Origin of the sequence: Pseudomonas sp. IT-P74, from assembly GCF_949768175.1 — a bacterium.
GTDB lineage: Bacteria > Pseudomonadota > Gammaproteobacteria > Pseudomonadales > Pseudomonadaceae > Aquipseudomonas.
Map to the genome: position 1 here is coordinate 173,360 of NZ_CATKQD010000044.1, position 11,524 is coordinate 184,883.

Here is an 11,524-nt window from a genome sequence, read left to right on the forward strand (position 1 = left end):
CCATGTTCCGCTATGCCTTGCCCCTCGCGTTGCCAGTCACCCTGGCTTTTTTATTGTCTGCGTGTGGTCACGAAGAGGCACCGCAAGTCAGCGTGCGCCCGGCCATGGTGGTTCAGCCAGAGCCTTCGGCGCAGGCCATGGAAAGCTATCCCGGCGAAGTTCGCGCGCGGTATGAGCCGGACCTGGCGTTCCGTATCGGCGGCAAAGTCAGCCGACGACTGGTCGAGGAAGGGCAGCGGGTCAAGGCCGATCAACCTTTGGCGGAGCTCGACCCCCAGGACGTGCGCCTGCAATTGGAGGCCACCAGAGCTCAGGTCGCCGCCGCCGAAGCCAATCTGAACCTGGTACGTTCCGAGCGTGATCGCTACAAGACCTTGATGGAGCGCCAACTGGTCAGCCGCTCGCAGTACGACAACGCCGAAAACCTCTACCGCTCCGGCGAAGCGCGGCTCAAGCAAATCAAAGCCGAATTCAACGTTTCCAATAACCAGGCCAGTTACGCCGTGTTGCGTGCGCCGCAGGATGGCGTCGTCGCCAAGCGTCTGGTGGAAGTCGGGCAAGTGGTGGCCTCCGGGCAAACGGTGTTCACCCTGGCAACCGATGGTGAGCGTGAAGTCTTGATCAGCCTGCCGGAGCAGAACTTCGGCCGCTTCAAGGTCGGTGAGCCGGTGTCGGTGGAACTCTGGACCCAACCCGATCAGCGATTCGAAGGTCGTATCCGTGAACTGTCGCCGTCGGCTGATCCAAAATCACGCACCTTCGCGGCCCGCATTGCCTTCAGTTCCGGCAAGGTTCCTGTCGAACTGGGCCAGAGCGCCCGGGTGTTCGTGCAGGCCGCCGACGTCGTTCCTCTGTCCGTTCCTCTGTCTGCGCTGACGGCGGAAAACGGCGTGACCTATGTCTGGGTCGTCAGCGCCAACAACACCTTGAAAAAGGCCCCGGTGCGGGTCGGTGCCTTCGGTGAGAAAACCGTTCCGGTGCTTGAAGGGCTCAACGCCAGCGACTGGGTGGTGGCCGCCGGTGTCCATGTGCTTCTCGAAGGGCAGCAGGTACGCCCGGTGGATCGCTCCAATCGCGTGGTCAATCTGGCGGACAAGGAGTAAGCCCCGATGCGTTTCAACGTTTCCGAATGGGCGCTGCGTAATCGCCAGATCGTCCTGTTCCTGATGCTGTTGCTGGCCGTTGTCGGCGCACTTTCCTACACCAAGCTCGGCCAAAGCGAAGACCCGCCGTTCACTTTCAAAGCGATGGTGATTCGCACCAACTGGCCGGGAGCGACCGCCGAAGAAGTCTCGCGTCAGGTCACCGAACGCATCGAAAAGAAGCTGATGGAAACCGGCGAATACGAACGCATCATGTCGTTCTCCCGCCCCGGCGAATCCCAGGTGACCTTCATCGCGCGCGACTCCATGCACTCGGTGGAGATACCGGAGCTCTGGTATCAGCTGCGCAAGAAAATCAGCGACATCCGCCATACCCTGCCGCCGGGGATTCAGGGGCCGTTCTTCAACGATGAATTCGGCACCACGTTCGGCAATATCTACGCCCTGACCGGTGAGGGTTTCGACTACGCCGTGCTCAAGGATTATGCCGACCGCATCCAGATCCAGCTGCAGCGGGTCAAGGATGTGGGCAAGGTCGAACTGCTGGGGGTGCAAGACGAGAAAATCTGGATCGAGCTCTCCAATGTCAAGCTCGCCACCCTCGGCTTGCCGCTGGCGGCCGTCCAGCAAGCCCTTGAAGAGCAGAATGCGGTGTCCACGGCAGGTTTCTTCGAAACCAGCAGCGAACGATTGCAGCTACGGGTAACGGGGAATTTTCAGACGGTCGAAGAGATCAAGAACTTCCCGATCCGCGTCGGTGATCGCACCTTCCGCATCTCCGACGTGGCCGACGTGCGCCGTGGTTTCAACGATCCACCGGCGCCGCGCATGCGCTTCATGGCGCAGGACGCCATCGGCCTGGCGGTGGCGATGAAGGACGGTGGTGACATTCTGGTACTGGGCAAGGCACTGGAAATCGAGTTCGCCCGCATCCAGAAAAACCTCCCGGCCGGTATGGAACTGCGCAAAGTCTCCGACCAACCGGCGGCGGTGAAAACCGGTGTTGGCGAGTTCGTGCAAGTGTTGGTCGAGGCGCTGGCCATTGTGTTGCTGGTGAGTTTCTTCTCCCTCGGCGTGCGCACCGGCATGGTGGTGGCCCTGGCGATTCCGCTGGTGCTGGCGATGACGTTCGCCTGCATGTATTACCTCGGCATCGGCCTGCACAAGATCTCCCTCGGCGCGCTGGTACTGGCCCTGGGCTTGCTGGTGGACGATGCGATCATCGCCGTGGAAATGATGGCGATCAAAATGGAGCAGGGCTTCGACCGGGTCAAAGCGGCGAGTTATGCCTGGACCAGTACCGCGTTCCCGATGCTCACCGGTACGCTGATCACCGCGGCCGGCTTCCTGCCGATTGCCACGGCGCAATCGGGCACTGGCGAATACACCCGTTCGATCTTCGAGGTGGTCACCATCGCGCTATTGGCGTCGTGGGTGGCCGCGGTGGTCTTCGTGCCGTATCTGGGGGAAAAACTGCTGCCGGACCTGGCGAAGACTCACGCCGCCAAGCACGGTGCCGGCCAGCCGGATCCGTATGCCACGCCGTTTTACCAGCGTGTCCGGCGTCTGGTGGAGTGGTGCGTGCGCTGGCGCAAAACCGTGATCGCCGCGACCGTGGTCCTGTTCATCGCGTCCATCGTGCTGTTCAAATTTGTCCCGCAGCAATTCTTCCCGGCATCGGGTCGCCTGGAGTTGATGGTCGATCTGAAACTGGCCGAAGGTGCTTCGCTGAGCAACACCGCCGACGAGGTCAAGCGCCTCGAAGCGCTGCTCAAGGACAAGGCGGGGATCGACAATTACGTGGCCTACGTCGGCACCGGTTCGCCGCGTTTCTACCTGCCTCTGGATCAACAACTGCCGGCGGCGAGCTTCGCCCAGTTTGTCGTCCTGGCGAAAACCATCGAAGAACGGGAATCCCTGCGCACCTGGTTGATCTCAACCCTTAACGAACAATTCCCTGCTCTGCGCTCGCGGGTCACGCGCCTGGAAAACGGTCCGCCGGTTGGCTACCCGGTGCAGTTCCGCGTGACCGGGGAGCACATCGAGGAAGTGCGGGCGCTGGCGCGCAAAGTCGCGGCCAAGGTTCGCGAGAACCCGCATGTGGTCAACGTCCACCTGGACTGGGAGGAGCCGAGCAAGGTTGTCTACCTGAACATCGATCAGGACCGCGCGCGGGCGCTGGGCGTGAGCACGGCGAACCTGTCGACGTTCCTGCAAAGCTCCCTGACCGGTTCCAGCGTCAGCCAGTACCGTGAAGACAACGAGTTGATCGAGATCCTGTTGCGCGGCACCTTGCATGAGCGCACCGAGTTGTCATTGCTGCCGAGCCTGGCGGTGCCGACCGATAACGGTCGCAGTGTCGCGTTGTCGCAGATCGCGACCCTGGAATACGGCTTCGAAGAGGGCATCATCTGGCACCGCAATCGCCTGCCCAACGTGACGGTTCGCGCCGACATCTATGGCAAGGAGCAACCGGCGACGCTGGTGCAGCAGATCATGCCGACCCTCGATCCGATCCGCGCCGAACTGCCCGACGGCTATTTGCTGGATGTCGGCGGCACGGTGGAAGACTCGGCGCGCGGACAGAACTCGGTGAAGGCCGGCGTGCCGTTGTTCATTGTGGTGGTGCTGACCTTGCTGATGCTGCAATTGCGCAGTTTTTCGCGTACGGCGATGGTGTTCCTGACGGCGCCGCTGGGGTTGATCGGGGTGACGCTGTTTCTGTTGGTGTTCCGTCAGCCGTTCGGTTTCGTGGCCATGCTGGGGACTATCGCGTTGTCCGGGATGATCATGCGTAACTCGGTGATTCTGGTGGATCAGATCGAGCAGGATATTGCGGCGGGGTTGAAGCCTTGGCAGGCGATTATCGAGGCTACGGTTCGGCGGTTTCGGCCGATTGTGTTGACGGCGCTTGCCGCCGTTTTGGCGATGATTCCGTTGTCGCGCAGTGTGTTTTTCGGGCCGATGGCGGTGGCGATCATGGGGGGGTTGATTGTGGCCACGGCGTTGACGCTTTTGTTTTTGCCTGCGTTGTATGCGGCTTGGTTCCGGGTCAAGAAGGAAGCCGTTTGACTGGGTGCATATCCATTTCTTCGGTAACGGCGGCTGGCGGTTTCGCCCTTACGGCGACTCACTTTTTTACAAGCGCCTAAAAAAGTAAGCAAAAAACGCTCGCCCCGAACGTACGGCCCCTCGCTAAGGCTCGGGGTTCCTTCGCTGCGGCATTCATCCGGGGGCATCGCCCTCCGGTTGGCTTCGCTGGCACCTACATGCGATGAGTTCGACTGCGTCGAACGGCGCTGCGCGTCAATCCCCGGATAAACGCCTCCACTCAGCCTCCCGAAGGGGCGGGCAAATCAAAAGCCGCCGAGGCGGCCTACCGGCCGGCCTGGTTGTTTGGTCCGTACACATTTGAAAACTGTGGGACCGGGCTTGCCCGCGAAGGCGGCCTGCCAGCCGACCATTCCCTTACAGATGTACCCGATCAAATTGTAGGAGCGAGCCTGCTCGCGAAGGCGGCCTGCCTGCCAACCAATCTCTCACAGATGTACCCGATCAAATTGTAGGAGTGAGCCTGCTCGCGATTGCGGTGTGTCAGCCAACGCTGATGTCGACTGACATGGCCTCATCGCGAGCAGGCTCGCTCCTACAATGGTTGCACCAGGGTCAGAGCGTACCAAACACCTTCTTCGCCAAACTGGTCGCCGCAGCCGCCGGGTTCTGGCGGATGGTTTCTTCCTGTTTGCCGATCATTTCGAACAAGCCATTCAACGCTTGCTCGGTGACGTAGTTTTCGACGTTGGCATTCTTCGCATCCACTACGCCCATGGTCGCTGCTTGCCCGGCGAACGAGTTGTACTGCTGGGCCAGGCCAACCTTGTCGGTGGCTTGCTTGACGATCGGCAGGAACTTCGCGCGGATCTGTTCGCGGCTGGTCTTGTTCAGGTATTGGGTGGCCGAGTCGTTGCCGCCGCTGAGGATGCCCTTGGCATCTTCCACGGTCATTTTCTTCACGGCGTCGACAAGGATGGGCTGGGCCTGGGTCACGGCGCTTTCCGCCGCCTTGTTCATGCTGGCTTCCAGTTCATCGACCTGGTCACCCATGCCGAACTGTTTCATTTTGCTGGCGACCTTGCCCAGTTTGCCCGGAAGTTCGATTTTCACGTCGGGGTTGTTGCTGAAGCCCCCCGGAGTGCCGAGTTGTTTGACGGCCAGTTGCGCGCCTTGGGTCAGTGCGTCCTTGAGCCCACCGGTGGCGTCTTTCTGCGACAGGTCGGTGAGGGACAGCGCCAGGGCGTTGGCACAGATCATCAAGCCAGCGCACAGGCCGGCAAAACGGAGGGTAGGGCGGAGCATGGCAACTTCCTTTTTCAAAAAACACTCAGCGGGCCGCGTCGACACGGACCTTCAGCGGTTGTGGATCGGTGCCGTCCAGACGCACGGCGTGATTTTCGGTGGTGATGAACAGCAGTTTGCCGTCGACTTCAATGCGTGCATTCACTGAGTAACGGTGATTGGGCTCTACCGTCAGCGGGTCGTAGCTGAGATGGAATGGCAGCGGCACCTGGCCTTTGACCGGGCCGCGTTGCTCGTTAATGACTTTCGCCGGGGCATCGGCCAGTGAGATGTCTTGCAGGCTGACGCTGAGGATCGCGTTCGGCGGCAGTGCGATGCGTTGCAGGTAGAAGACTTCACCAGCGAGGGATGCCTTGGGCGCCGGTGTCGGATGTTGGCAGGCAGTCAACAGCAAGGCGGCTGCGATCAGGGACAGTTTTTTCATTGAAAGATCTCCGTATCGAGGGCGCCAGAACCGACTGGCGCCCTGATCAATCTAGACGGTTTCGACCGGTGGTGCGGGTTGATCCGCCGCATCTTCACTGCGATGCAACGCCACCTGACGGATCGACAAACGAATCTCCGCCGGCAATACGCGCTTGGCCGCGCCTTCGGCCAGTTCACCGAGTAGTTCGTGATAGCTCAACTTGCCTGCTTCATCGCGCTTGAGCACGTCGAGGTCGAGCATGGTCTGGATGAAGTGGCGGAACAGGCTCTTGTCGAAGAATTCCGGGGCGTTGAGGCCATGCAGGATCGACAGGCGCTGGGCCATGACCGTGCACAGGTCCTCCAGTTCTTCGGCGCTGATGCTGTTCTGGCCACTGTTGAGCAGCAGGGACACGGTCATGTAGAAGCGCTGCAAGGTCTGGGCGATGCTTTTCGACAGCAAGGTCAGCAGCACGAAATGCCGCGAGCTTGGCGCCGGACGCAGATACACGTTGTTCTCGAAACGCAACAGGCCTTGTTCGACGAAAGCTTCCAGCCATTGGTCGATCACCCCGTCCAGTTCGTCCAGCGACCAGCGGATGAACAGCTCCGCCTGCAGGTATGGATACAACGCGCGGGTGTAGCGCAGGATCTGTTCGCGGCTCATGCGCGAGGCGCTCTGGAAGAAACTTGCGAGCAGCGCCGGCAGGGCAAAGATGTGCAGCACGTTGTTGCGGTAGTAGGTCATCAGGACGGCGTTCTGTTCGTCCAGATACAGGATCTTGCCCAGCGCATCGCTCTGCTCGGACAGCAGGTCCATGTCCTTCACGTGCGCGATCAGCGCCCGGCCATCGCCTTCCGGCAAGGTGGTGTGCGGTGAATACGGGACCTTGCGCAGCAGCGCCAGGTACAGGTCCAGCACCCGCGCCATGGCCCGGTCATCCAGTGCCAGTCGGGTGGTCGACAGCAGCGCCAGTGCCACCAGATTGACCGGGTTGATCGCTGCCGCTTCGTTCAGATGCCGGGCGACCTTCTCGCCGAGGCGGTTGGTGGTTTCGTTGAGCCAGGCGGGTCTGAACTGCGGGCCGAGTTCCTGTTGGCGCCAGTCCGGCTGTTCGCCGTCGAGGAATTCCGCCAGCTTGATCGGCTCGCCGAAGTTTACAGCCACCTGGCCGAAGCGCTGCTTGAGTGCGCCAATGACTTTGAAAATATCGAAGATCGACTCTTTCTTCTTGGCCGCACCGCGCAACTCGCCAAGATAGGTCCGGCCTTCCAGTACGCGCTCGTAGCCGATGTACACCGGCACGAACACGATTGGCATGCGCGACGAACGCAGGAAGCTGCGCAGGGTGATCGCCAGCATTCCGGTTTTCGGTTGCAGCATGCGCCCGGTGCGCGAGCGGCCGCCCTCGACGAAGTACTCTACCGGAAAGCCCTTGGTGAACAGGGTGTGCAGGTATTCGTTGAACACCGAGGTGTACAGCGGGTTGCCCTTGAACGTGCGACGCATGAAGAACGCGCCGCCGCGACGCAGCAGGCCGCCGATCACCGGCATGTTCAGATTGATGCCGGCGGCAATGTGCGGCGGGGTCAGGCCGTTGCGAAACAGCAGATAGGACAGCAGCAGGTAGTCGATGTGGCTGCGGTGGCACGGCACGTAGATCACTTCGTGACCCTGGGCGACCTTCTGCACGCCTTCGATATGGTTGACCCTGATGCCGTCGTAGATCTTGTTCCAGAACCAGCTCAGCACCACTTCCATAAAACGGATCGCAGTATAGGTGTAGTCCGAGGCGATTTCGTTGCCGTAGCGTAGCGCTTGAGCTTTGGCCTTCTCTGGCGAGATGTTCTCGCGCTCGGCTTCGTCGAAGATCGCTTGTTTGACCTGTGGCTGGTTGAGCAAGCCTTTGACCAGATTGCGGCGGTGGGAAATGTCCGGGCCGATCACCGCGGCCTTCAGATTGCGGAAATGCACCCGCAGGATGCGCTGGGCCATGCGCACGGTGCGCTCGTGGCCCTTGTCGTGCTCGATCAGTTCGCGCAGGTGGATCGGCGCGGAGAACTGCACGCGGGTCTTGCGTCCCAGCACGATGATGCTCAGCAGACGACGCAGACGCCCGGTAACGGCCCAGCTGTCGGCGAACAGCAGTTTCCATGGGCTGTTTTCGCTGTCCGGCGATTGGCCCCAGAACACGCTCACCGGAATGATCTGTGCGTCTTCGGCGGCGTTCTGGCTCAGGGCGCTGACCAGGCGGGTCAATGTTGGCGGCGCTCCGCGCTTGTCCTGGCGGCCGAGCCAGTCCGGGTCCGGCGTCAGGTAGAAAAACGCGGCAGGTTCCAGCAGGTTGCCCACCGATACCGGCAGCACCGGGCGTGGCAGGCCGGCCTTGCTGCACTCGGTGTCGACCACAGCGAGGTCGGTCAGCGAAGGGTTTTGCAGGACGTAGAACACCGGACGACTGCGGTCGAGGTTGAGGGTGAACGACGACTGGTTGATCGTCTCGGAGCGAACCCAGAGGTACAACAGTCGGCGCAGGGTGCCAAACACAAGACGGCGGAACGGGGAGCGGGTCATACGGCTTCTGCGTGAGTGAATAAAACCGAGCGTTTGCTCGGGAGGCCGATAGTGTGCCGGATTCGTCGAAAATCGGCAAAAAAGCGGGTAAGTAAACTTGAGTTGAGAGTTTCGCTGCCTGTCATATACTCGGCCGTCTGCTGTCGGTGCCCTTGTAGGGACGTCGAACGCAGACAGACGTTCCCGAGGCTTTCCTGCGAAAAGCCCGACCAATAATAAAAAGGGAGTATGAACAAATGGCAACACGCGAAACCGGCAACGTGAAGTGGTTCAACGACGCCAAGGGCTACGGCTTCATTCAGCGCGAGGACGGGGTGGACGTGTTCGTGCACTACCGCGCGATTCGCGGTGAAGGCCACCGTTCACTGACCGAAGGCCAGCAGGTTGAATACGCGGTGGTGGAAGGGCAGAAGGGGTTGCAGGCTGAGGATGTTGTAGGTCTGTAATCCCCGCGCAAAAACCACTGTAGGAGCGAGCTTGCTCGCGAAGAACTCAAGGACACCGCGCTTTTACTGAATTGACGCGTTATCGTTGACGACCATCGCGAGCAAGCTCGCTCCTACAGGGGCGGTGTTCAGGCTTTACGCGGTTTTCCAGGTGATTTCTTCTTCACCATCGGCGCTGATGCGAATCCAGCGATCGGCTGTTTCTTCACCTTCTTCCTCGACCCAGGTACCCGGTGCGCAACGCACTTCGACGTTGAGTGCGGCAAACGCGGCGCGGGCGCAGGCGATGTCATCGTCCCACGGGGTCTGGTCGCTTTCCAGGTACAGGCTGTTCCACTTGCCGACGGCTTTTGGCAGCCAGGTCACTGGCACGTTGCCGGCCTTGCACTTGTAGGTCTGGCCCTTCTGGACCCAATCCGTGCACGGGCCCAATGCCGCACCGAGCCAGGCGGAAATGGCTTTGTGGTCGACGTCGGCGTCTTTCAGGTAAATCTCGATATCGGGTTGGCGCATGGATGTCCTCACTGCGGGTCTGAAAAATCCATTCGCGGATTTAGCCGGCCCCGGGCACTCGCCCGGAACCAAAAGTTATTGAAGAACGAAATAATCGTAGCGCATTGATACGGTGGTCTCGAACGGCTCGGCCTGTTCGATAACCGCTGTCCGGCGCTCGGCGCTGGCACGCCAGCCATGGGGCGTCATCGCCAGCAGGTTGGCGCGGTCCTGCGGCTTGTCCAGCGTCAGCTTGAACGTCAACGTTTCGCTGTGCGCCAGCGCCATGCCTTCCGGCACCAGGTCCAGATGCTTGTCGTCAATGTACTCGCGGACTTCGTCGTATAGCCGTTCGCGTAGTTCCATCAAGTGGCCGCTGGTCGGCCCGACTTTCATCAGGCCGCCGCCAACACTGAGCAGGCGCTTGGCTTCTTCCCAATCCAGCGGGCTGAAGACACTGGCCAGGAACTGGCAACTGCCGGAAGCCAACGGCACCCGTGCCATGCTGGCGATCAACCAGGTGAGCTGCGGGTTGCGTTTGCAGGCGCGTTTGACCGCTTCCCGGGAGATGTCCAGCGCATAGCCATCAGCGTCCGGCAAGGCATCGGCGATCTGCGCGGTGTAGTAACCCTCGCCGCAACCGATATCGACCCAGCGGGTCGGCGCGTAACCGGCCGCCAGCTCGGCCAGACGCTTGGCCACCGGCGCGTAATGGCCGGCGTTCAAAAAGTCGCGGCGAGCCTCGACCATGGCCTGATTATCCCCAGGATCGCGACTGTTCTTGTGTTGCACCGGCAACAGGTTCAAATAACCCTGGCGCGCGCGGTCGAAACGATGCCCGGCGGGGCAGGCCACGCCGTTGTCCACCGCATTGAGCGGCTCACTGCAGATCGGACACGCCAGCATCAGGCGAGCAACTTGATCAGGGTCTGGTAGTAGATCTCGGTCAGCACGTCGAGATCGGCGGCCAGCACGCGTTCGTTGACCTGGTGGATGGTCGCGTTGACCGGCCCCAGCTCAACCACTTGGGTGCCCATGGTCGCGATGAAACGCCCGTCGGAGGTGCCACCGCTGGTGGACGCCTTGGTTTCACGACCGGTGATGTCCTTGATGCTCGCCGACACAGCGTCCAGCAGCGCGCCCGGTTCGGTGAGGAACGGCAGACCGGACAGCGCCCAATCGATGTGCCAGTCCAGGCCATGCTTGTCGAGGATGTCGGCGACGCGCTTTTGCAGGCCCTCGACGGTGGACTCGGTGGAGAAGCGGAAGTTGAACACCGCCACCAGGTCACCCGGGATCACGTTGGTCGCGCCGGTGCCGGAATTGACGTTGGAGATCTGAAAACTGGTCGGCGGGAAGAAATCGTTGCCGTGGTCCCAGTGCTCGGCTGCCAGTTCGGCCAGGGCCGGGGCAGCGAGGTGGATCGGGTTCTTCGCCAGGTGCGGGTAGGCCACGTGGCCTTGCACACCGTGCACGGTCAGCTTGGCGCCGAGGGAGCCGCGCCGGCCGTTCTTGACCACGTCACCGACCAGGGTGGTGCTCGACGGTTCGCCGACGATGCACCAGTCCAGACGTTCCTTGCGCGCGGCGAGGCGTTCGACCACGGCCTTGGTGCCGTGGTGCGCCGGGCCTTCTTCGTCGCTGGTGATCAGGAACGCGACTTTGCCCTTGTGATTCGGGTAGTCGGCGACAAAACGCTCGGAGGCGACGGTCATGGCGGCGAGGCTGCCTTTCATGTCGGCGGCGCCACGGCCGCAGAGCATGCCGTGTTCGTCGATCAGGGCGTTGAACGGCTCGATCTGCCAGGCCGCTACCGGGCCGGTCGGGACCACGTCGGTGTGGCCGGCGAAGCACAGCACCGGACCGTCGTCCTGGCCGTGGGTGGCCCAGAAGTTATCCACATCTTCGATGCGCATCGGTTCCAGGGTGAAACCGGCATCGCCCAGGCGCTGCATCATCTGCTTCTGGCAATCGGCGTCGAGCGGCGTCACGGATGGACGGCGGATCAGGTCGATGGCGAGTTGGAGGGTCGGCGAAAGGTCGGCGTGGGCCGTCATGGAAAACTCCGGAAATCATGAATGTGGGCACGGACTAAATGTGGGAGCCAGCCTGCTGGCGATGACGGTGTGTCAGTCAACTTAAACTGT

General features: G+C 61.4%; 9 protein-coding genes. 3 read left to right on the forward strand and 6 right to left on the reverse strand.

The genetic code is table 11. From position 1 onward, the window contains the following. The first annotated feature begins 2 nt into the window (after window positions 1-2). Entirely contained in the window at window positions 3-1,103 is a 1,101-nt protein-coding gene (locus ACM6J5_RS19225) for an efflux RND transporter periplasmic adaptor subunit (RefSeq protein ID WP_095943148.1), read from the forward strand. Between the two features lie 6 nt (window positions 1,104-1,109). After that, window positions 1,110-4,175: an efflux RND transporter permease subunit gene (locus ACM6J5_RS19230; protein WP_414929166.1), complete on the forward strand. Its 3,066-nt coding sequence runs from the start codon at window positions 1,110-1,112 to the stop codon at window positions 4,173-4,175. A 594-nt stretch (window positions 4,176-4,769) separates the two neighbouring features. Here the strand turns inward: ACM6J5_RS19230 and ACM6J5_RS19235 are convergent. From ACM6J5_RS19235 to plsB, 3 genes are read right to left on the reverse strand one after another with little or no spacing between them, the layout of a single operon-like run. Then, complete coding sequence (locus ACM6J5_RS19235; protein ID WP_095943151.1) at window positions 4,770-5,459, reverse strand: DUF4197 domain-containing protein; 690 nt, start codon at window positions 5,457-5,459, stop codon at window positions 4,770-4,772. A 25-nt stretch (window positions 5,460-5,484) separates the two neighbouring features. Next, on the reverse strand, window positions 5,485-5,883 hold the full coding sequence (locus tag ACM6J5_RS19240) for a YbaY family lipoprotein (protein ID WP_095943152.1): 399 nt from the start codon (window positions 5,881-5,883) through the stop codon (window positions 5,485-5,487). Window positions 5,884-5,934: 51 nt separating this feature from the next. Further along, window positions 5,935-8,439, reverse strand: a complete 2,505-nt coding sequence (gene plsB, locus ACM6J5_RS19245; RefSeq protein WP_150673042.1) for a glycerol-3-phosphate 1-O-acyltransferase PlsB — start codon at window positions 8,437-8,439, stop codon at window positions 5,935-5,937. A 236-nt stretch (window positions 8,440-8,675) separates the two neighbouring features. On the opposite strand from plsB, the gene ACM6J5_RS19250 reads away from it, so the two are divergent. Beyond that, window positions 8,676-8,885, forward strand: a complete 210-nt coding sequence (locus ACM6J5_RS19250; RefSeq protein WP_007954750.1) for a cold shock domain-containing protein — start codon at window positions 8,676-8,678, stop codon at window positions 8,883-8,885. Between the two features lie 135 nt (window positions 8,886-9,020). Here ACM6J5_RS19250 and ACM6J5_RS19255 read toward each other — a convergent pair whose 3' ends face one another. From ACM6J5_RS19255 to dapE, 3 genes are all read right to left on the reverse strand, one after another. Continuing rightward, on the reverse strand, window positions 9,021-9,398 hold the full coding sequence (locus ACM6J5_RS19255) for a hypothetical protein (protein WP_046041100.1): 378 nt from the start codon (window positions 9,396-9,398) through the stop codon (window positions 9,021-9,023). A gap of 75 nt (window positions 9,399-9,473) precedes the next feature. Further along, window positions 9,474-10,283: a putative RNA methyltransferase gene (locus tag ACM6J5_RS19260; protein ID WP_095943154.1), complete on the reverse strand. Its 810-nt coding sequence runs from the start codon at window positions 10,281-10,283 to the stop codon at window positions 9,474-9,476. Next, on the reverse strand, window positions 10,283-11,434 hold the full coding sequence (gene dapE, locus ACM6J5_RS19265) for a succinyl-diaminopimelate desuccinylase (RefSeq protein WP_414929167.1): 1,152 nt from the start codon (window positions 11,432-11,434) through the stop codon (window positions 10,283-10,285). The genes ACM6J5_RS19260 and dapE overlap by 1 nt, the downstream gene beginning before the upstream one ends. Between the last annotated feature and the right edge of the window lie 90 nt (window positions 11,435-11,524).

Bases quoted from the DNA above. Each gene is read 5' to 3' on its own strand.
- ACM6J5_RS19225 (WP_095943148.1), top strand. From the start codon at position 3: ATGTTCCGCTATGCCTTGCCCCTCGCGTTGCCAGTCACCCTGGCTTTT.
- ACM6J5_RS19230 (WP_414929166.1), top strand. From the start codon at position 1,110: ATGCGTTTCAACGTTTCCGAATGGGCGCTGCGTAATCGCCAGATCGTC.
- ACM6J5_RS19235 (WP_095943151.1), bottom strand. From the start codon at position 5,459: ATGCTCCGCCCTACCCTCCGTTTTGCCGGCCTGTGCGCTGGCTTGATG.
- ACM6J5_RS19240 (WP_095943152.1), bottom strand. From the start codon at position 5,883: ATGAAAAAACTGTCCCTGATCGCAGCCGCCTTGCTGTTGACTGCCTGC.
- plsB (WP_150673042.1), bottom strand. From the start codon at position 8,439: ATGACCCGCTCCCCGTTCCGCCGTCTTGTGTTTGGCACCCTGCGCCGA.
- ACM6J5_RS19250 (WP_007954750.1), top strand. From the start codon at position 8,676: ATGGCAACACGCGAAACCGGCAACGTGAAGTGGTTCAACGACGCCAAG.
- ACM6J5_RS19255 (WP_046041100.1), bottom strand. From the start codon at position 9,398: ATGCGCCAACCCGATATCGAGATTTACCTGAAAGACGCCGACGTCGAC.
- ACM6J5_RS19260 (WP_095943154.1), bottom strand. From the start codon at position 10,283: ATGCTGGCGTGTCCGATCTGCAGTGAGCCGCTCAATGCGGTGGACAAC.
- dapE (WP_414929167.1), bottom strand. From the start codon at position 11,434: ATGACGGCCCACGCCGACCTTTCGCCGACCCTCCAACTCGCCATCGAC.